The following is an 18,878-nucleotide window of genomic DNA, read 5'->3' on the forward strand; positions in this document are numbered from 1 at the left end:
TGTCCCAGTTGGGGCGATGACCGGGGAAACCGAGAGATGAACAACCTGTCGGCATTTGTTCCGCCGCGCCGGAGGCGCCGGAACCAATGCGGCAGATCACCGGCAACAGGTCGATCACTGGAGGACAGTCGTGGATTTCAGTCTTTTCTGCTTCGCTCACGACGGAGCCGACGGAACCCGGCAGATGCCTTACAACCTCCTACTGGAAGGAGCACGTTTCGCGGACCGGCATGGGTTCGCGGCGGTGTGGACCCCGGAACGGCACCTGCACCCGTTCGGCGGGATCCATCCCAATCCCGCTCTGACGGGCGCGGCGGTCGCGGCCGTCACGGACCGGGTGGAGATCAGGGCGGGGAGTGTCGTCGGCCCGCTTCGTGACCCGATCAGGATCGCGGAGGAGTGGGCGGTGGTCGACAACCTCTCCGAGGGCCGCACAGCGCTGTCCTTCGGACCCGGCTGGCCCGGCCCCGATTTCGTCCTGCCGCCGGAGGACTATTCCCAGCGCCGGGAAGCTCTCCTGCGAACGATCGATGCCGTGCGACGGCTGTGGCGCCAGGAGACCTTCGAACTGGCGGACGGCACCGCCCAACCGGCGGCCAAGCGCATTCACCCAGCCCCGGTGCGGCCCGAAGTGCCGGTCTGGCTCATGAGTGCGGGCAGCACCGAGACCTGCCGGACAGCCGGCCGGCTCGGCGCCGGGCTTCTCACCCACCTGCTCTGCCAGAATCTGGAGGAACTCGCCGAGAAGATCAGCATCTATCGCGAGTCATATACGGGGACCGAAGCGCCACGGGTAGCGCTCATGCTCCCCACCTTCCTCGGACAGGACCGCGAGACGGTACGGGAGACCGTCCGTGTCCCGTTCCTGCGCACCAAGGCGGGGTTGCTCCTGCAGGCACCGGGGGACCTCCTCCCGGGGATGGATCCGGACAACCTCGACCCGGAAGACCTGGACTTCGTCGTCGAGCAGGCTTTCGATCGCTATTTCGAGACCGGCGGGCTGTTCGGCCACGTGGAAGATGCCGCGCGGATGCTGGACAGGGTCGCCGAGATCGGCGTCGACGAGGTGGCGTGCATGATCGACCTCGATGTGGAGGCCGGCTCCGTGCTTGCCGGCCTCGACCGGCTGGCTACGCTCAAGGACACGTGGCAGACCTCGCGGGCAGCCGCCGGGTAGCCTCGGCGGGGGTCGGTACGGCGTGTGCGGCGAATACGCGGCAACCGCGTCACCGGCGTGGCCGAAGGCGCGACAACGAGTGGTCGCGAGCCCGGCGGCGCTTTCCCCACCGTTCGTCCCGCATCCCGGCGTGCCCCGGGTCACGGGGCCTGGACCTGCGTGTTCGCCGCTTTTGGCCCTGCCGCGGACGATGCCGAGGGCGATGCGGGTGACGTCGATGAGGCCGGCATCGTAGAGGATCATCGGTAAGTCGTGTGCGGGAAAGGTGCACGCACGGATGGAAAGGGGACGGAGGGTACGGGCCCGCAAGGGGCGCCGCGCCTCCAACTGTCAATGACTGAGACCGAGACCGAGATCACCGCGGGTCTTGTCCGCGACCTGCTGCTGGACCAGCATCCGGACCTGGCCGGGTTGCCCCTCCGCGAGGTGGAGGGCGGCTGGGGCAACCAGATGTGGCGCCTCGGGGACGAGCTGGCCGTGCGGATCCAGCGCATGGACACCGACCCCGATCACCAGCTCAAGGAGCGCCGGTGGCTGCCGCTGCTCGCCCCACGCCTGCCGTTGCCCATCCCCGTCCCGGTGCGCAGCGGTGCGCCCTCCGAACGGTTCCCCAAGATCTGGACGGTCATGACGTGGGTGCCGGGCCTGCCGCTGGACCACGGGACGATCACCCGCGGCGAGCACGCGGCCGACACTCTGGCAGCGTTCCTCCGGGCGCTGCATGTCGCTGTGCCCGCCGACGCGGGGGTTGATACCGGCCGCGGGGTGCACCCCAAGGAGTACAAGGACAGCTTCGACCAGTTCTTCGACTCCGTCGACGCCGCCACGATCGGCTCCGACGCCGCCGAGGTCAGGGCCGTCTGGGACGACGCCGTCGCGGCCCCGGCATGGGAGGGTCCGTCGGTGTGGGTGCACGGCGACCTGCATCCCGCGAACGTCGTCGTCGCGGACGGGACGCTGGCGGGCGTCGTCGACTTCGGCGACCTGTCCGTCGGCGACCCGGCAGCGGACCTGGCGGCTGCCTGGGTGCTGCTGCCGGCGGGTGCGGCGGAACGCTTCTTCGCCGCGTACGGGGAGGCCGACGAGGCGACGGTCCGGCGTGCCCGCGGACTGGCCGCGATGAAGAGCCTCTTCCTGATGCTGATGGGCCAGAACGGGGACCGCGGCCTGCCCGGCGGCAAGCCGGCGTGGGGTCCGGCGGGGCGGGCGGCGCTCGACCGGGTCCTGAGGGGGCGTTGATCCAGCCGCATCGCTCTCCTGTGTGCCTGCCTCCGGCGCGTGGGCCCGGCCCGCGTTCGCGTCGCGGGCGGCCACGGCCGGCGCCTGCCCGGCCGGAAGCGACCGGCTTATGCCCCTGCCCGTTCGAGGACGGCCGCCGAGGCCGACCGCACGCCCCACGGCCCGGAAGAGGACGAGGGGAAGAAAAGACGAGAAGTCACCCCGTCGCAGAAATATCGTCCATATGATCGACCTCGGCTCCCGCAGGTGGGACGGGAGCGGCGACAGGAGGAGGGGACCATGTCGAGCATGTCCAGACGGTCACTGCTGGGGTATTCGGGATCGGCGGTGGCGGGCGCCGCGTTCGCGTCCGCCGGGACGGCCACGGCCGCCGGTGCGGAGGAATCGCCTTCGGCCTCGGTGGAGTTCGATCCGGGGACGAAGTTCTCGGCGCAGGCCAACGCCTCCGGCTCCGACCTGCTGATGGAGATGTCGTTCAGCGTACGGGTGGACCGGCCCAACGGCGTTCCGACGGCGCAGGAGATCACGCCTCTGGAGATCGCCGAGGCGCTGTCCGCGCTCGCCGAGGCGAAGGGCTGGCCGCCGATCACCTTCTACGGCACGCCGCCTCCCGTACCGCTGAACTGACCTGTCACCGGGGCGGGTCGGGGGGCACGTCCGTCGTGGACGGGCCCCGGCAGCCCGGGGCCGGGGCCGCTCCGCACCACGGCGGAGGCGACGAACGGGCCCTGAAGACACTCGGGTTGGGCACATCTACGCGCCCATCCCCCGCCGGTACACGGCTGCCGCCCCACCGGCACCCGTGTCCGGCGGCAGGACGAGCCTGGGCAGGACGATCAGGCTGTCGGCGTATCGACCGGTGCGGCGGCCCGTGAACCGGTCCCGGACGCCCGCGCGGACGCGGACGCGTCGTGCCCGGCGGGCCCGGCGGTTCCCGTCGCGCCGCCGGGCCTTCCACTGCCGGTGGCGGATGCGGTTGGCCTGCATGGCGACCGCGTCGGCGGACTCGCCCGGGTGCGTTGCCCTCACGACCTCGGCGATACCGGAGGCCGCGGTGCGGATGACCAGCACCAGGGCCACGGTCAGGAGGAGCGGGTACACGAGCCACAGCGGTACCCCCAGGGCGAGGAGCTCCTGGATCAAGCCGTTCATGGTGCCGTCCTCGGGCTTCGTAGGTGGGCTTGAGGGTGCGGCGGCCGCCTGACCGGGCCGCGCTGTCTGTCCGCGGACAGGAGAAGGGCTCCCGGCCTCCGGGAGCCCTTCTCCATCGGCGTGAGTTCTTACCTCTTCTCACGCCGCAGGTCACTCACGGTCCGTCCATGACGCCGGTGACCATCCGTCCGACGAGCCGGCCGCTCCCCCATATGCGGCCGGCTCGTCGTGCGGGGTGCGCCGGTCACAGCCGTGCCACCTGGCCCGGAAGGTCGATGCGCACCGGTTCGCCCGCCGGGGGCGCGACGACGGCACGCGGCAGAGTCAGAGCCGATTCGGGCGTGATGAGCCTGATGAACCAGGTGACGACTCCATTCCAGATGGCAGCCAGTGGTGCCACCAATGCGGTGAGAGGTGCGAACACAAGTACTCCTTCGTCGACCGGTGAGAGGTGATAGACCTCCCCGCCGTCCGCGCGGACCGGGTCCTCCGGGCCGCCCGGCAGCGGGGCGCTCCAGCCTCTGGTCCCTAGTCGCGCGCCGTGTCCCGCGTGCGCTCACGCGTCGGCCCGTACCCGAGATCGGCGAACCTGCCCTCGTGGTACGCGCGGTTGACCTTCTTGACGGCCCTGCGGCGGATCCGGGCCACGGCCCGGGACGTCGTCGGCGGGTCGAGCCACTGCCCGATCGTGTCGAGGTCCTGGCCCACCACCTGGGACAGGACGAAGACGTCCGCCTCGGCGGGCTTGAGGACGCCCGAGGCACGGATGTTCCTGACGAGTTCGATCAGCTCGTGGTTGAGTTCGAGCGCTTCCCCGAAGTCGGGGTCGCCCTTGAGGAGTGCCAGGCTCTCGTCGCCGACCAGGATCTCGACCGTGGTACGCAGCTTCCTGAGCTGGTTGCTGACGCAGCTGTTCAGATACGGGTCGAGGTGCTCGACGGGGCCGAGGTTGCCCAGCCGTACGTGCAGGCTCACCATGATGTTGGCCCACATGTCGTCGGCCAGGTCCCGGCCGGCCTTCTTCGCCATGCGACCGCGGTGGAGCTCCTTCTGCTCCATCGCGCGGACCAGCTGTTCCTGGGCCCGGGGCGAGAGCTCGACCCCGGATCCGCGCGACGGCTTCCCCTCGCGTGTGCTGAGCTGCCCTTCAGCGGACGGTGGATTCGGGGATGCTGAACGGCCACCGCCGTGCATCTCTTCGGGCATCGGTTCTCTCCCGCTGGTGTGTGATCAACCGGTCAACGGCAATCAGTCGCGGGAAGCTCCGGATGTCACCGAATCCCCGGAGAATCTTCGCTCTCTCGGCGGCCGGTGATCGCTGCGCCTGTGCACGAGAGTCCCGCCGGGGCCGGCTCCGTTCACCGCCGTGTCCTCCCGTCCAGGCGCCGCGTCGTGACTCCGTGCGACCCCAGCCATCCCAGGACGCCTTCCAGAGAAGGTAGTTGCTCGATGTGATGGACCCCGGCTGGCAGCGAACCCGTCATCAGTTCGCGGGCGGCGAAGGCCGCGACCAGGCCGGTGACGCGGCTCTGTGCGCGGCCCGTGAGGCCGTACGCGGCGTGCCGGTCACCATGCCGGGCGTCGGCGCGTACGGCGAAGGCGTCACCGCCGGTGTGGACGCGGCGGAAGACACCGGTCAGCAGCCGTTGAGCGGCCGGCCGGCGCGCGACGCGCAGCAGTCCGGCGCGCCGCAGCGCGAACAGCATCCCCGTCAGCGGCCGTGAGTCGAGGCAGAGCCGGGTGGTCACGTCCGGCACCCCGAGGGTGCGCCGAAGGGTGTGCTGGTCGGAGAAGGGGAACGGATGGGCGGTCCGGGCTCCGAACCCCGGCAGGAAGGTCCGCTCCGGGCCCGCGGTGGCGGGCTCGGCCAGCCCCTGGACGGTCCAGCGCACCGCGTCGGCTCCATGCCGTTCGCCGGAGCCGAGCAGTACCGTCAGGCGGAGGCTCTCCGCGCCGCCGACGGCTTCGTGGGCGCGTCGGGCGAGCAGATTCGTCAGCCCGGGAGCGACGCCGACGCTGAGCAGCGCGGTGGCGCCCGCGCGGACCGCCGGATCGTGCAGCTCCGCCACCGCGTCGAGCTGTCGGCGGGTGGCCCCGATGTCGACCAGGTGGATGCCGCGCTCCAGACATGTCCGGGCGACGCGCGCGTCCGGGGGTTCGACGCACAGCACGACCGCGGCGACATCGCCGAGCCCGTCCAGCACCTCCCGGAAGCCCTCCGGATCGGACACGTCGACGCGGACTCCCCCGTTCTCCCGTGCGCGTGCCGCGTCTCGCCCACCGGGAATCACCCGGCCGGGAAACCATTCCGTGAGCGTGGACGTCACGGTCGCGCCGACCGCTCCGTAGCCACCGACGACCAGGATCCGCCCGGTGGGGCCGCCCATATTCGCTGTAGTCATACTCCAATGAAATACATTGTAGTGTCACTACAGTCAAAATATGGATCGAGGAGTGTCCCGTGACCGCCCCCATGACCCGCGCGGAGAAGACCCGCCGCACTCGCCTGCGGATGCTCGACGCGGCCGCCCGCCTCTTCGTCGAGCGCGGCTGGGCCGGCGCGACCGTGGAGGACATCGCCCGCGCCGCCGAAGTCGGCACGCAGACCGTGTACTTCACCTTCCGCAACAAACGCGTCCTGCTCAAGGAAGTCCTGGACAGCGTGATCGCCGGCGACGCGGACCAGGTGGCGACCCTGGACCGCCCCTGGGCCCGCCGGGTCATCGGGGAACCGGCCCCGGCCGTCCAGCTCACCCTCCAGGCCGCCGGAGCCCGCCTGATCCTGGAACGCGCCGCACCGGTCCTGGACGTCGTACGCGGCGCGGCGGCCTCGGATCCGGAGCTGGCCGAGCTGTGGCGGATCAACCAGGAGCAGCGGCACACCGTCCAGCTGCGCTTCGCCCGGGCACTGACGGAGAAGACCGGCGGATCGCTGCGGGACGGTCACGACGCCGCGTCGGCCGCCGACATCGCGCTCACGGTCCTCGGCCCGGAGACCTACGGCCTGCTGGTCACCGGCCGCGGCTGGCTTCCGTCGCGCTGGGAGAAGTGGGCCGCGGACGCACTCGTACGCCAGTTGCTCCCCTGAGGTCCGGCCCGGCCGCCGGATACGTCAACTCACGCGGGCGCGGGGAGGGTTACGGCGGGCGCGGCCACCTCCGGGCGCCCCGCGGAAACGTAGATCATAATTTATTAGGTTAGGCTAAGCTAATCATCGTTTGAGGGCTCGGTCCACGGGCCCGGTCATCCGGGAGGGGCCAGCCATGGGCTTGCCGGTCATCGCGTCCTACTCCATGCCCAACCGCTCGGCCCTCCCCCGCTCGTACGCCCCCTGGGCCATCGACAGCGGACGCGCCGCGCTGCTGGTCCACGACATGCAGAACCACTTCGTACGCGCCTTCCCCGCGCAACGGTCGCCGGTCGTGGAACTCGTCGAGAACATCGCCGCGCTACGGGAACTCGCCGGCCGGCTCGGCATTCCGGTCGTCTTCGGCACCGAGCCGGCGGCCCAGTCCCCCGACCGGCGCGGGCTCGTCGCCGATGTGTGGGGGCCGGGCATCGGCGACGAGCCCGAGGACTCCGCGATCATCGAGCCCCTCACACCCCGCCCCGGCGAGTACGTACTGCCCCACGTCCGCCCCAACGCCTTCCTCCACAGCCACCTCGGCCGGCTGCTGCGGTCGAAGGGCCGCGACCAGCTGATCCTCTGCGGCGTGTACGCGCAGCTCGGTGTCCTGCTGACCGCGTCGGACGCCTTCATGAACGACATCCAGCCCTTCGTCGTCGCCGACGCCGTGGCCGATTTCTCCGCCGAGGAGCACTCCACGGCCCTACGCTGGGCCGCACGCAGCGGCGTCGTCTGCACGACGGACGGCCTGCTGCGTGATCTGCGGCCGGGCGCGGACCCGCGTAACGGCTGACGGCTTCCCCGCACCACGGAAATGAGACGGACGAACATGAGCGGGGTGGCGGCAGGGATGAGCAGCACCGTCGGACAGCGGGTCACGGCAGTGGAACCTCCGTCCGGGCATCCTGCCGCGGAAGTGCTGCGGGACCGGACGGTGGTCATCAAGTTCGGCGGCAACGCCATGGTGGACGACACCCTCCAGCAGACGTTCGCACGGGATGTCGTGGAGCTGCGGCGCGCGGGCGTGCTCCCGGTCGTGGTGCACGGCGGCGGACCGCAGATCAGCTCGATGCTCGACCGGCTCGGGCTGGAGGTCCGTTTCGAGGCCGGCCTGCGGGTGACCACCCCGGAGACCATGGACGTGGTCCGGATGGTGCTCACGGGGCGGGTCCAGCGCGACATCGTCGGCGCGATCAACGCGCATGGACCCTTCGGCGTGGGCATGTCGGGCGAGGACGCGCACACCATGATCGCCGTGCGCCGCACCGCGCAGGTGGACGGACGCCCGGTGGACATCGGTCTCGTCGGGGACATCGTGACCGTGAACCCGGAGACCGTACGGGCACTGCTCGACCAGGGCCGCATCCCGGTCGTCTCCCCCGTCGCACGCGGCACGGACGGACAGATCTACAACGTCAACGCCGATCTCGCGGCGTCGGCGCTGGCCGTCGCCCTCGACGCCGAACGGCTCGTGATGCTCACCGACGTCGAGGGGCTGTACGCGGACTGGCCGCACAGCACCGAGGTCATCGACCGCCTGACGGCCGCGGAGTTGGGCGAACTGCTTCCACGGCTCGCCAGCGGGATGCTCCCGAAGATGGAGGGCTGCCTGCGGGCGGTCCGGTCCGGGGTCGGCCGTGCGCAGGTCCTCGACGGCCGGGTGCCGCACGCGGTGCTGGACGGCATCCTGCTGGAGCGGAGCCCCGGCACCACGGTCGTCCCGGACCGGGCACCCGACCGCTCCGGCGCGCCCGCCTAGACCCACCGTCAGAGCGCGCGGGCGAGTATCTGTGCGCCTCGCCCGGAGTCGAGGGTCCGTGCCCAGGACGCGGGGGCGGCGCTCGCGGGGGCCGGAGCGAAGCCGTACCGGAGGAAGAGGCGGCCGCTGCCGGTCGTCGCCGTGAACAGCGCCACGAGCGACCGGGCCCGCGCGCCGGTCAGCGCCGCGCCCAGCAGCCGTGCGCCCAGACCACTCCCCTGCCGGTGCCGGGCGACACAGAAGTTGTAGAGGACGCCGGAGGCGCTGCCCTCGCGCACCGCGTCGGCGTGCACGCCCAACGCCAGGCAGCCCTCAAGGGTTCCGTCGGACGCCTCGGCCACGAAGAAGTCGGCGGCACGGGCCGCGTACACCGCCGAGGGGCGCTCGCGCAGTGCGCCCGAGCGGACGAACGGCTCGGAGAGTGCGGCGAGTGCGGCGGCGTCCCCGGGCTCCGCGGTGCGCACCAGGAGCGGGAGCGGACCGGGCGGGTGCGGCGGGCGCGGCAGCGGCGTGACGGGGCGTGGCGTGGCCGTGGTCAAGGCGTTCCTTCCTCGGTTCCACCGTGCGCGAAGGGCAGTTGGAGCGCCTCGGGGCTCCGACGCGACAGCAAGACTTAGGTTAGCCTCACCTAACCGCATCGACCAAGTCCGGAGAGCCGCCGCCCGGTTGAGGCGGGCGGCTGCCGCCTGCGGCCCGGCCCGGCGAACCCCGCTGCGCTCAGCTGCGGTTCGTACCGGAGTCCGCCGTACGAATCGCGCAGGCTGCCGCGTAGCCCGGTTGGGCGGGCACATCGGTGAGCGTCCAGCCGGGGACGGCCGCCGGGGCGGACCCCGCTCCCACATGTGTGACGGAGAGGTCCTCGCCCAGGCCGATGCCGACGCCCTTGAGATAGGCCTCCTTGCGGGCCCAGCAGCGAACCACCGCGGCCGGCCGGGCCGCGTACGGCAGGGCCGCCAGCTCCGCGCGCTCGGCCGGATGGAACAGTGCTCCCATCTCCGCCGCCGTCCCGGCATCGGGCATCGCCTCGACGTCGACGCCGACCGGAGTGTCCGCGAAGGCCATCAGGACGGCGTCGCGTGAGTGGGAGAAGTGCGGTGCGCCTGCCGCCACCGCCGGGCGGCCGTGCGGTTCACCGCAGCCGGGACAGGGCTCGCGCGTCAGCCGTACGTCCGCCGGATCCCGGTCGAGGTAGGCGCCGAGCAGTTGTCGCAGCGCCACATGCGCGACCCGGTAGCGGTCGCGGTCGGTGTCGCGCAGGAAGGCCCGGCAGCGCGCCAGCTCCGCACCGTCCAGCACCGCTTGCCGTGCGACGGCCCGGTCCCGGTACTCGCCCACGCGCAGGGACCACAGCATCGGGCCCGCGCCGGCCACCCACGGCTCCGGCAACGGGTCCCTGCCCAGGACCGCCGGGGGCGTCATCAGGCGCACGGGCGTCCCGGGTAGTCGTCGCTCTCCGGCACCCCGGCACGGCGCATCCGGTGCAGGACGTCCGGCAGGAACTCGTCCTCCACGGGGGCCGGAACGTTGAGTTCCCGGTCGAAGGCCATGGTGTCCCCGTCCGCGTTCCAGATGACCCACCGGGGTGTGGACGTCCGCGGCTGCCACAGGGACGCCCAGGATTCGAGGCCGTCCGCACACTCGCTCACGACCGCGTCACCTGCTTCGTGTCGCGGCCGTCCACGAAGGTCGACAGGACCTCGATGTCCCCGATCCGGGAGGTGTCGACATGCGTCGGATCATCGCCCAGCACCACGAGATCGGCCCGCTTCCCCGGTGTGAGGCTGCCTGCGCTGCCGTCCCAGCGGCAGGCGTACGCACCGGCGACCGTATAGGCGCGCAGCGCCTCGTCGACGGTGACGCTCTCGTCCGGGCCTATCAGCCGGCCCGAGACGGAGGCGCGCTCGACCATGAACTGGACCGCGCGCAGCGGCGATCCGTCCGTGACGGGCCGGTCGGAGCTGCCCACGACCGTGACACCGTGGTCGAGGAACCCACGGCCCCGGTACATCCACGGGGCCCGCAGCTCCCCCATGACCGTCGCGTAGTCGTCGCCGAAGTAGCGCAGGAAGTTCGGCTGGATCACCGCGCTGACGCCGAGCCGCGCGAAGCGTGGGAGCTGGTCGGGGCGGATCAGCCCGGCGTGCTCGATGCGGTGCCGCGCGTCCGGGCGCGGCCGTAGCTTCTGCGCCCGCTCCAGAGCGTCCAGCGCGAGGTCCGCGGCGCGGTCGCCGATGGCGTGGACGGCGAGCTGCCACCCGGCGAGGTGCCCGTCCACGATGAGGTCCGCGAGGCGGTCGGGGTCGTCCTGGAGCTGTCCGGCCCGGGTCGTGCCCTCGTACGGGGTGGTGAGCGCCGCCGTACGCGCCATCATGCCGCCGTCGGTGTAGATCTTGAGCGCGCCCAGCGAGAGCCAGTCGTCGCCGAAGCCGGTGCGCATTCCGAGGTCGAGGGCGCGCGGGATGCCGTCGTCCCGATGCGTGGTGAGCGGCCGCAGGGTGTCACCGGCCGCCATGAGCTGGACCCGGAGAGGCAACCGGCCCTGGTCCCTGAGCAGTTGGTAGGCGCCGAGCTCGACCGGGCTGTGGCCCAGCAGTCCGCCGCCGATGCCCGCCTCGGCGCAGGCGGTCACGCCTTCGGCGAGGCAGGCGCGGCCCGCGTGCTCGATCGCGTCGGCGAGTTCGGCCTGGGAGTACGCCGGACGCAGCCGCCGGGCGGCGGTCATGGCGCCCTCCACCAGGAACCCGTCCTGGCGCGGCACGTCGGCCGGCAACAGGCCGAGCACAGCGCTGTTGACCACGCAGGCGTGTCCGGAGTCGTGCATCAGGAACACCCGGCGCCCGTCACTGACCCGGTCCAGCTCGGCGGCGGTCAGATGCCGTCCCAGGGCCCGTTGGTCGTAGCCCGCCAGGTCCACCCAGGCGCCGGGGGCCTTCCGGGAGACGGCGTCCGCCACCGCCGCGAGCACGTCCTCGATCCGCTCGCAGGGGGCGACGCTCGGGGTGCTCGCCTTCAGACCGGTCCAGGCGAGGTGGACATGGCTGTCGATGAACCCGGGGAGCACGGTGGCGCCTTGGAGGTCGACGACCTCACGCGCGGGAAGCGCGGTCACCTCCTCGTCCAGGCCGACGATCCGGCCCTGCCACATGCCCAGGTCGTGGGCGACGGGGCGGTCGGGGTCCATGGTGAGGATGTTGGCGTTCGTCAGCCGTGTGCAGAGCATCGTGCGCGGTTCTCCGTCCTAGCTGGTCTCGGCCATCACGGTGTCGGTGATGGAGGTCCTGCCCGTACGGTCCTCGGGCGCGCCGTGCTCGGCCTTACTGTCCTGGGGCACGTACCGTCGCGGCGCCGCGGGCACCATCAGCGGGGAGCCGGTCTCGGGATCGTCGATGATCCGGCACGGCAGCCCGAAGACGTCCTCGACCAGCTCGGCCGTCATGACGGTGGCCGGGTCGCCCTCGGCCGCCACCGTCCCGCCGGGGCGCATCACGATGAGGTGGGTGGCGTAGCGGCACGCCTGGTTGAGGTCGTGGAGGACCGCGACGACGGTGTGCCCCTTGCGGGCGTGCAGGTCGGCACAGAGGTCGAGCACCTCGACCTGGTGGGCGATGTCGAGGAACGTGGTGGGTTCGTCCAGGAGCAGGATGGAGGTCTGCTGCGCGAGCACCATCGAGAGCCAGACGCGCTGGCGTTGCCCACCGGAGAGATCGTCGACGGAGCGGTCGGCCAGGTCCAGCACGCCGGTCTGCTCCATCGCCCCGACGACGGCCGCCTCGTCCTCCGCGGACCACTGCTTCAGCATCCCCTGGTGCGGGTAGCGGCCCCGGGCCACGAGGTCACCGACCGTGATGCCGCCGGGCGCTGTCGAGGACTGCGGCAGCAGCCCCAGCCGACGGGCGACCTCGCGCGACCGGTAGGAGCCGATGGGCGCTCCGTCCAGCTGGACCTGCCCGGCCCGGGGTTTGAGCATCCGGGCGAGTGCCTTGAGGAGGGTGGACTTCCCGCAGGCGTTCGGTCCGATGATCACGGTGAAGGAGTTGTCGGGAATGTCCACGCCGAGGTGGGTGGCCACGGTCCGCTGGTCGTAGGACAGTGTCAGGTCCTCGGCACGCAGGCGGGGACCGGGCTGTTTCGTGCCTGACGCGTCGGCCGTCGTGGCCGCTGCGACGGACGTGCCCGATGCGGTTCTCGTGGCCGCGGCGGCCGATACGTGTGAGGTAGTCGTTGCGTGTGATGCGGTCTTCTCGGTCATGCGCGGCTCTTTCGCGACTCGTTGATCAGCAGCCAGATGAGGTACAGCCCGCCGAGGGTCCCGGTCGCCGTGCCCACCGGAAGGAGTGCCGGGGCGAAGACACGCTGGGCCACCAGGTCGCTCGCGGCGAGCAGCAGCGCGCCCATGAGCGCGGCGGACATCAGTCCCGGACCGGAGGACCGGGTGAGCCGGCGGGCCAGCTGGGGGGCCGCCAGCGCCACGAACCAGATGGGGCCGGTCACGGCCGTGGCGAACGCGGCGAGCGCGACACTGATGAGGAGCAGCACCGCGCGTGTACGCGCCACGTTGACCCCGAGCGCCGTCGCGGTGACATCCCCCATCTCCACCATGGAGAGCCGGCGGGAGAAGAAGAGGGCGAGCGGGAGCAGTACGGCGACGGCGGCCAGGATGGCGTTCGCGTGCGGCCAGCCCCGGTTGCTCAGGCTTCCGATCAGCCACGCCTGCGCCTCCAGGGCCTCCTGCCAGGTGGCCCGGGTGATCAGGTACGAGTTGACGGAGAGCAGCAGGGCGCTCACGCCGATGCCCACGACGACCAGCCGGAAGCCCTGCAACCCCCTGCCCAGCATGAGGAGATAGATGGCGGCGGCGGTGGCGAGGCCGCCGATCAGCGCGCCCACCGCGATCTGCGTCATGCTGCCGTGCAGCACGATGATGACGACGAGCGCCCCGACCGCCGAGCCGTTGGTGAAGCCGATGATGTCGGGGCTGCCGAGGGAGTTGCCGGTCAGGCTCTGCAGGATGGCGCCGCTGACCGCCAGGGCGGCGCCCACGCACAGCGCGGTCAGCAGACGGGGCATACGCAGGGTGTTGACGATGAAGTCGGCGCCGCCCGATCCGTTGCCCACCACGGCCCGGAGGACTTCACCGACGGACAGTTCGAAGTCGCCGGTGGTGAGCGTGACGAGCATGACCACGATGAGCGCGACGAGCACCACACCCGTCACGGCCAGGGTGCGGCCCTGGAGCCGTACGGACATTCCCCCGGCCCGGGTGCGCAGGACCATCCCGCTGACGACCCGCGGCCGTTCGGTGAGTCTCCCGGCCCTCTCCGGGGACTTCCCGGCGGCGGAGATCTTCTCCCGTACAGCGCTCACAGCATGACCAGCTTTCGACGGCGGCACAGCGCGATGAACAGCGGCGCACCGAGAAACGCGGTGATGATGCCGACCTGGACCTCGCCCGGCGAGCCCAGCACCCGCCCGAGGACATCGGCTCCGATGAGCAGGATCGGCGCGAGCAGCATCGAGTAGGCCAGCACCCACCGTTGGTCGGGGCCGACGACGAACCGGGCGACGTGCGGCACGGCGAGCCCGACGAAGCCGATCGGCCCCGCCGCGGCGGTGGCGGCGCCGCACAGCAGCATGACCGCGACCGCGCCCAGCGCCCGGGTCCGGCCGACGTTCAACCCCAGGGCACGGCTCACCTCGTCGCCGAGCCCCAGGGCGTTGAGCGACGGGGCGAGGCCGAGGGCGATCAGGACGCCGACGGCGACGAACGGCAGGATGACCTGGATGACGTCGTAGTACCGGCCCGCGAGGGAGCCCACCGTCCAGAACCGGAACTGGTCGAATGCGCGCGGGTTGAGCAGCAGCACGGCCGAGTTGAAGGCGTAGAGCACCGCGGTCAACGCCGCTCCGGCGACGACCAGCCGGTCGGGCGTGGCCACCTTGCGGCCCGAGGCGCCCAGCAGATACACCACCACCGACGCCACGGCCGCTCCGATGAAGGCGAACCACACATAGCCGAGGACCGAGCCCATGCCGAGGAAGGCGATGGCCACGACCACTCCGGCGGAGGCGCCCAGGCTGATGCCGAGCAGTCCCGGGTCGGCGAGCGGGTTGCGGGTCAGGGCCTGCATCAGCGCCCCGGACAGACCGAGTGCCATTCCGACCAGAAGGCCCAGAAGGGTCCTGGGGATGCGGTAGTCATGGATGATGATCGAGGTCTCGGAGCCGTCGGGATTCCACAGCACGTTCCAGGTGGAGGTGAACGGGATGCCCCGCGTCCCCACCCACACGCTGAGAAGTCCGACCAGGACCAGGGCACCGAGCGCCGCGAGCAGGCCCACGCCCCGCAGCGCCGTCACTCCCCGGCCGGGCCGGGCGGCGGCCGGAGCGGCGGCCTGGTTCTCGGGCACCGCGCGGGCTTCGACCGGCAACGACAACTCCCCCTGACGGCAGTCAGTTCCACCGCAAGCAACGTCATGCAGGGACACAGACAAAGACTTAGGTGAGGCTAACCGAACACACCTGGGCGGTCAACGCGCCGTTCCTGACGGCCAGTAGGGGAACGCGGCCGCGACCGGCAGCAGGGGCGCGGAGTCGCGAACGGGACCTCGCGACGGAGATACCCCCCTACCATCAGGAGGCACCTTCCTACCATGAAATTAGAGTAGCCTTACCTAACTGTCTGACATCTTCGCGGAGGGCCGCATGCCAGTTGGAGGACCGACCGGGGGCCATGTCCTCCGCGAAGCGATCAGAGGCCAACGCCGCCGCGTGGTCTCGGCATCGCTGCTCGGCATGACGCACCAGGGCTGTGAGGCTCTGGTGCCGGTGGTCATCGGGGCAGCCATCGACACGGCGGTGGCGACCGGTTCCTCCGGGGCGCTGCTGAAGTGGCTGCTGGTGCTCGCGGCGCTCTTCCTCGTGCTGTCCACGTGTTACCGGACCAGCGCCCGGATCGCCGAGGGAGCGGGCGAACACGCCGCGCACCGGCTCCGGCTGGAGCTCGGCGCCCGGGTGCTCGACCCGCGCGGCGGCGCCGACACGAACCGGCTGCCGGGCGCGCTGACCAGCATCGCCACCAACGACGCCCGCCGGGTGGGCTCGGTCGCGACCGTCCTGGCGTACGGCCTGGCGGCGGTGGCCGCCCTGACGGTCAGCGCGGTGGCGCTGCTGCGGATCTCCGTGCCGCTCGGGCTGCTCGTCCTGCTCGGCATCCCCCCGCTGCTCTGGCTCGGGCACCGCATCAGCCGGCCCCTCGAACGCCGCAGCGAGACCGAGCAGGAGCGTGCCGCACACGCCTCCGGAGTCGCCGCCGACCTGGTCGCCGGGCTGCGGGTCCTCAAGGGCATGGGCGCCGAGTCGGCCGCCGTGTCCCGCTACCGCACGACCAGCCAGGACTCGCTCGCCGCGGCACTGCGGGCGGCCCGCAGCCGGGCCGGACACGAGGGCGCCGTCCTCGCCCTGACCGGCGTCTTCATCGCGGTCATCGGCATCGTGGGCGCCTACCTCGCGATGCGCGGCACCATCAGCGTCGGTGAGCTGGTGGCGGCGGTCGGTCTCGCGCAGTTCCTCCTCGGCCCGTTCCAGCTGCTCACCTACGTCAACGCGGAGTTCGCCCAGGGACGCGCCTCCGCACGCCGGATCGCCGAGGTCCTGGCCTCGCCCGCGGCCGTGGAGGGCGGACACGCGGAACCGTCCGGACGGACCGCCGTCCACATCCGGCTGCGCGGGGTGTCCCTGGGCGCGCTGCGGGGAGTCGACCTCGACATCGCGGCCGGCAGCCTGACCGGGGTCGTCACCAGGGACCCGGCCGCCGCGAACGACCTTCTGCGCTGCCTCGCCAGGGAGGCGGACCCGGCCGAGGGCGTGATCGAACTCGACGGCGTACCGCTGACCGAGCTCGATCCCGACGGGCTGCGCCGCTCCGTCCTGGTGGCCCACCACGACGCCGACCTGTTCGAGAGCAGCCTGCTGGACAATGTGAGGGCCGGGGCCGGTTCGACCGCGGTGGTCGGCACCTCCACCGCCACGGACGGCACCTCCCGCGCCGTGGACAGTGCCCCCACCGCCGTGGACGACGCCCTCGCCGCCTCCACCGCGGACGAGGTGGCACGGCTGCTTCCCGACGGGGCGGACACGCTGCTCGCCGAACGCGGCCGGTCCCTGTCCGGTGGACAGCGCCAGCGGGTCGCGCTCGCCCGCGCACTCGCCGCCGACCGGCCGGTGCTGGTCCTGCACGACCCGACGACCGCCGTGGACACCGTCACCGAGTCCCGGATCGCCGCGCGGCTGCGCACGGTCCGCCGGGGCCGTACCACTGTCCTGGTCACCACCAGTCCGGCTCTGCTCGCCGTGACCGACCGGGTGGTCGTCCTCGAAGAGGGCACCGTGACCACCACGGGCCACCACGCCGAACTCGTCGCCGACGAGACCTACCGAGCGACGGTGCTGGCATGACGTCCACGTACGAAGAGCACGCCGGAGGGGCCACAGCCCCCGAGTCGGAAGAGGCGGCGGAGTCCATGAGCGGCACCCCTGCGGACCGGCCGGACCGCGCACTGCTGCCGACCGCCACCGGCGCCGAGTGCCTGGCGGCGCTCCGCACGATGCTGCGCGGCCACCGGCCCCTGGCGGTGGGCGCGTTCACCGTGCTGGTCATCGGAACGGCGATCGGGCTGCTGACCGCTCCCCTGCTCGGGCACATCGTCGACCTGGTGGTGGAACAGCGGGGCTCCCACGCCCTGACGCTGCCGCTGGTCCTGCTCATCGTGGTGGCACTGGCACGCGGCGCCGCCGCGGCGATCGGCAGCTCCCTGGTGGCCCGGCTCGGCGAGACCGTACTGGCGGCCGTGCGCGAGCAGTTCATCGAGCGCGCGCTGCGGCTGCCGCTCGAACGCGTCGAGGCGGCCGGCTCCGGAGACCTGGTCTCCCGGGTCACCAGCGATGTCTCCATGATCGCGAAGTCGGTGCGCCAGGCGCTGCCGGAGTTCACCCGCTCCGCCCTCACCATCGTGCTGACCCTGGTCGGACTGGCCGTGCTCGACTGGCGGTTCCTGCTGGCGGCGCTTCTGGCCATGCCCGTTCAGGTGCTGTCCGTACGCTGGTACCTGCGCCGGGCCGCGCCCGTGTACGCCGAACACCGGGTCGCCACCGGCGCGCTCCAGCACCAGCTCCTCGACAGTGTCGGCGGCGTACGCACCGTGCGCGCCTTCCGTCTGGGCGACACGCACGCCGCGCTGCTGGAGGGCCGTTCCGCGTCCGCCCGCGATCTGGCGCTGCGTGGCCTCCACATCGTCACCGGCTTCTTCTCGCGGCTGAACCTCGGCGAGTTCATCGGTCTGGCCGCGATGCTCGGCACCGGCTTCCTGCTGGTCGACAACGGCTCGGTGACCATCGGTACGGCCACCGCCGCCGCGCTCTACTTCCACAGCCTCTTCAACCCGATCAACGCCACGCTGTTCCTCATCGACGACGCCCAGTCCGCGGGCGCGAGCTTCGCCCGCCTGATCGGGGTGTCGAAGCTGCCGGCCGAGCGCACCGCACCGGGGCACGGCGCTCCGGTGGACGGCTCGGTCAAGGTGACCGCCCTCCACCACGCGTACGCCGCCGGGCGTCCCGTGCTGTGCGATGTCGCCCTGGAGGTGCACAGCGGGGAACGGGTGGCGCTGGTGGGGGCGAGCGGCGCCGGGAAGACCACGCTGGCCAAGGTCATCGCCGGTGTCCACGAGCCGCTGAGCGGGTCGATCGCCCTGGGCGGGGTCGATGTCCGTGAGCTGGGCCCGGCGGGTGTACGGAGCGCGGTGACGCTGATCAGCCAGGAAGTGCATGTGTTCGCCGGTCCGCTGGCGGAGGATCTGCGGCTCGCCCGCCCCGAGGCCACGGACGACGAACTGCGCGCTGCCCTGGGCCACGTCGGTGCCCTGCGGTGGGCCGAGGCCCTGCCCGACGGTCTGGCCACCGTCGTGGGCGAGGGAGGGCACCGGCTGACGGTGACCCAGGCCCAGCATCTCGCCCTGGCCCGCCTGGTTCTCGCCGATCCGCCGATCGCCATTCTCGACGAGGCGACCGCCGACGCCGGAAGCGCGGGAGCCCGGGTGCTGGAGGAGGCCGCCCTCAAGGCTCTGGAGGGGCGTACGGGCCTGATGGTCGCCCACCGGCTCCCCCAGGCCGCGACCGCCGACCGCATCGTCGTCCTCGACGAGGGGCGGGTCGTGGAGACCGGCACGCACGACGAACTCGTCGCCGCGGGCGGCCCGTACGCCGCGCTCTGGGCCGCGTGGTCCGACAGCCGCCGGGGCCCGCGGGAGGACGCGCCGCTCGGGGACACCGACGCGCGCTCCGTCGCACCGGCCGGCTGAGCGTGGCTGCGGGCCGACCGCGTCGGCGCGCGCAGACCGGGCAGGAGAACGCCGCTGCCCCGGAGTGAG

Annotated in this window: 19 protein-coding genes; 8 read left to right on the forward strand and 11 right to left on the reverse strand. The window is 72.1% G+C overall.

Annotated features, from left to right (window positions below):
- Positions 1 to 55: 55 nt before the first annotated feature.
- The 3 genes from OG251_RS42710 to OG251_RS42725 all read left to right on the forward strand — a co-directional run bounded on the left by OG251_RS42710 (position 56) and on the right by OG251_RS42725 (position 3,043).
- Positions 56 to 1,177, forward strand: a complete 1,122-nt coding sequence (locus OG251_RS42710) for a MupA/Atu3671 family FMN-dependent luciferase-like monooxygenase (protein ID WP_326682657.1) — start codon at positions 56 to 58, stop codon at positions 1,175 to 1,177.
- 333 nt (positions 1,178 to 1,510) lie between these two features.
- On the forward strand, positions 1,511 to 2,416 hold the full coding sequence (locus OG251_RS42720) for an aminoglycoside phosphotransferase family protein (RefSeq protein WP_326682658.1): 906 nt from the start codon (positions 1,511 to 1,513) through the stop codon (positions 2,414 to 2,416).
- Between the two features lie 288 nt (positions 2,417 to 2,704).
- Positions 2,705 to 3,043, forward strand: a complete 339-nt coding sequence (locus OG251_RS42725) for a hypothetical protein (protein WP_326682659.1) — start codon at positions 2,705 to 2,707, stop codon at positions 3,041 to 3,043.
- Positions 3,044 to 3,169: 126 nt separating this feature from the next.
- Here OG251_RS42725 and OG251_RS42730 read toward each other — a convergent pair whose 3' ends face one another.
- From OG251_RS42730 to OG251_RS42745, 4 genes are all read right to left on the reverse strand, one after another.
- A complete protein-coding gene (locus OG251_RS42730; protein WP_326682660.1) occupies positions 3,170 to 3,568 on the reverse strand; it encodes a hypothetical protein in 399 nt (132 codons plus the stop codon).
- A gap of 244 nt (positions 3,569 to 3,812) precedes the next feature.
- Positions 3,813 to 3,992 carry a hypothetical protein gene (locus OG251_RS42735; protein ID WP_326682661.1) on the reverse strand — a complete coding sequence of 60 codons (180 nt, stop codon included), beginning with the start codon at positions 3,990 to 3,992 and terminating at the stop codon, positions 3,813 to 3,815.
- Positions 3,993 to 4,096: 104 nt separating this feature from the next.
- A complete protein-coding gene (locus OG251_RS42740; RefSeq protein WP_326682662.1) occupies positions 4,097 to 4,774 on the reverse strand; it encodes a hypothetical protein in 678 nt (225 codons plus the stop codon).
- Between the two features lie 152 nt (positions 4,775 to 4,926).
- Positions 4,927 to 5,970 carry a saccharopine dehydrogenase family protein gene (locus tag OG251_RS42745; RefSeq protein ID WP_326682663.1) on the reverse strand — a complete coding sequence of 348 codons (1,044 nt, stop codon included), beginning with the start codon at positions 5,968 to 5,970 and terminating at the stop codon, positions 4,927 to 4,929.
- A gap of 59 nt (positions 5,971 to 6,029) precedes the next feature.
- Here OG251_RS42745 and OG251_RS42750 point away from each other — a divergent pair, with 59 nt between their 5' ends.
- The 3 genes from OG251_RS42750 to argB all read left to right on the forward strand — a co-directional run bounded on the left by OG251_RS42750 (position 6,030) and on the right by argB (position 8,454).
- Positions 6,030 to 6,656 carry a TetR/AcrR family transcriptional regulator gene (locus OG251_RS42750; RefSeq protein ID WP_442818468.1) on the forward strand — a complete coding sequence of 209 codons (627 nt, stop codon included), beginning with the start codon at positions 6,030 to 6,032 and terminating at the stop codon, positions 6,654 to 6,656.
- Positions 6,657 to 6,831: 175 nt separating this feature from the next.
- Positions 6,832 to 7,488, forward strand: coding sequence for an isochorismatase family protein (locus tag OG251_RS42755; RefSeq protein WP_326682664.1), 657 nt, complete (start codon positions 6,832 to 6,834; stop codon positions 7,486 to 7,488).
- A 57-nt stretch (positions 7,489 to 7,545) separates the two neighbouring features.
- Positions 7,546 to 8,454, forward strand: a complete 909-nt coding sequence (argB, locus tag OG251_RS42760) for an acetylglutamate kinase (protein ID WP_326682665.1) — start codon at positions 7,546 to 7,548, stop codon at positions 8,452 to 8,454.
- Positions 8,455 to 8,462: 8 nt separating this feature from the next.
- Here the strand turns inward: argB and OG251_RS42765 are convergent, their stop codons facing one another.
- The 7 genes from OG251_RS42765 to OG251_RS42795 form a co-directional block, all read right to left on the reverse strand.
- Positions 8,463 to 8,993 (reverse strand): GNAT family N-acetyltransferase, encoded by a 531-nt coding sequence (locus OG251_RS42765; protein ID WP_326682666.1) that lies wholly within the window; start codon positions 8,991 to 8,993, stop codon positions 8,463 to 8,465.
- A 178-nt stretch (positions 8,994 to 9,171) separates the two neighbouring features.
- Entirely contained in the window at positions 9,172 to 9,873 is a 702-nt protein-coding gene (locus tag OG251_RS42770; protein WP_326682667.1) for a 4'-phosphopantetheinyl transferase family protein, read from the reverse strand.
- Positions 9,873 to 10,100: a hypothetical protein gene (locus OG251_RS42775; RefSeq protein WP_326682668.1), complete on the reverse strand. Its 228-nt coding sequence runs from the start codon at positions 10,098 to 10,100 to the stop codon at positions 9,873 to 9,875. The genes OG251_RS42770 and OG251_RS42775 overlap by 1 nt, the downstream gene beginning before the upstream one ends.
- Entirely contained in the window at positions 10,097 to 11,674 is a 1,578-nt protein-coding gene (locus OG251_RS42780) for an amidohydrolase (RefSeq protein WP_326682669.1), read from the reverse strand. Before OG251_RS42780 ends, OG251_RS42775 begins: the two co-directional genes overlap by 4 nt.
- Before the next feature lie 18 nt (positions 11,675 to 11,692).
- Entirely contained in the window at positions 11,693 to 12,703 is a 1,011-nt protein-coding gene (locus tag OG251_RS42785) for an ABC transporter ATP-binding protein (protein WP_326682670.1), read from the reverse strand.
- Entirely contained in the window at positions 12,700 to 13,728 is a 1,029-nt protein-coding gene (locus tag OG251_RS42790) for a FecCD family ABC transporter permease (RefSeq protein WP_326682803.1), read from the reverse strand. Before OG251_RS42790 ends, OG251_RS42785 begins: the two co-directional genes overlap by 4 nt.
- A gap of 86 nt (positions 13,729 to 13,814) precedes the next feature.
- Positions 13,815 to 14,810, reverse strand: a complete 996-nt coding sequence (locus tag OG251_RS42795) for a FecCD family ABC transporter permease (protein WP_326682804.1) — start codon at positions 14,808 to 14,810, stop codon at positions 13,815 to 13,817.
- Positions 14,811 to 15,156: 346 nt separating this feature from the next.
- Between OG251_RS42795 and OG251_RS42800 the strand changes: the two genes are divergently transcribed.
- Positions 15,157 to 16,908, forward strand: coding sequence for an ABC transporter ATP-binding protein (locus tag OG251_RS42800; protein WP_326682671.1), 1,752 nt, complete (start codon positions 15,157 to 15,159; stop codon positions 16,906 to 16,908).
- 65 nt (positions 16,909 to 16,973) lie between these two features.
- A complete protein-coding gene (locus tag OG251_RS42805; protein WP_326682805.1) occupies positions 16,974 to 18,809 on the forward strand; it encodes an ABC transporter ATP-binding protein in 1,836 nt (611 codons plus the stop codon).
- Positions 18,810 to 18,878 lie beyond the last annotated feature (69 nt).

Source organism: Streptomyces sp. NBC_01237 (genome assembly GCF_035917275.1).
GTDB lineage: Bacteria > Actinomycetota > Actinomycetes > Streptomycetales > Streptomycetaceae > Streptomyces.

What these genes read in the sequence shown, in the direction of transcription:
- OG251_RS42725 (WP_326682659.1), top strand. Translation starts at nt 2,705, where the DNA reads ATGTCCAGACGGTCACTGCTGGGGTATTCGGGATCGGCGGTGGCGGGC.
- OG251_RS42785 (WP_326682670.1), bottom strand. Translation starts at nt 12,703, where the DNA reads ATGACCGAGAAGACCGCATCACACGCAACGACTACCTCACACGTATCG.
- OG251_RS42755 (WP_326682664.1), top strand. Translation starts at nt 6,832, where the DNA reads ATGGGCTTGCCGGTCATCGCGTCCTACTCCATGCCCAACCGCTCGGCC.
- OG251_RS42770 (WP_326682667.1), bottom strand. Translation starts at nt 9,873, where the DNA reads ATGACGCCCCCGGCGGTCCTGGGCAGGGACCCGTTGCCGGAGCCGTGG.
- OG251_RS42805 (WP_326682805.1), top strand. Translation starts at nt 16,974, where the DNA reads ATGAGCGGCACCCCTGCGGACCGGCCGGACCGCGCACTGCTGCCGACC.
- OG251_RS42780 (WP_326682669.1), bottom strand. Translation starts at nt 11,674, where the DNA reads ATGCTCTGCACACGGCTGACGAACGCCAACATCCTCACCATGGACCCC.
- OG251_RS42730 (WP_326682660.1), bottom strand. Translation starts at nt 3,568, where the DNA reads ATGAACGGCTTGATCCAGGAGCTCCTCGCCCTGGGGGTACCGCTGTGG.
- OG251_RS42745 (WP_326682663.1), bottom strand. Translation starts at nt 5,970, where the DNA reads ATGACTACAGCGAATATGGGCGGCCCCACCGGGCGGATCCTGGTCGTC.
- OG251_RS42790 (WP_326682803.1), bottom strand. Translation starts at nt 13,728, where the DNA reads ATGGTCCTGCGCACCCGGGCCGGGGGAATGTCCGTACGGCTCCAGGGC.
- argB (WP_326682665.1), top strand. Translation starts at nt 7,546, where the DNA reads ATGAGCAGCACCGTCGGACAGCGGGTCACGGCAGTGGAACCTCCGTCC.
- OG251_RS42720 (WP_326682658.1), top strand. Translation starts at nt 1,511, where the DNA reads ATGACTGAGACCGAGACCGAGATCACCGCGGGTCTTGTCCGCGACCTG.
- OG251_RS42740 (WP_326682662.1), bottom strand. Translation starts at nt 4,774, where the DNA reads ATGCCCGAAGAGATGCACGGCGGTGGCCGTTCAGCATCCCCGAATCCA.
- OG251_RS42800 (WP_326682671.1), top strand. Translation starts at nt 15,157, where the DNA reads ATGCCAGTTGGAGGACCGACCGGGGGCCATGTCCTCCGCGAAGCGATC.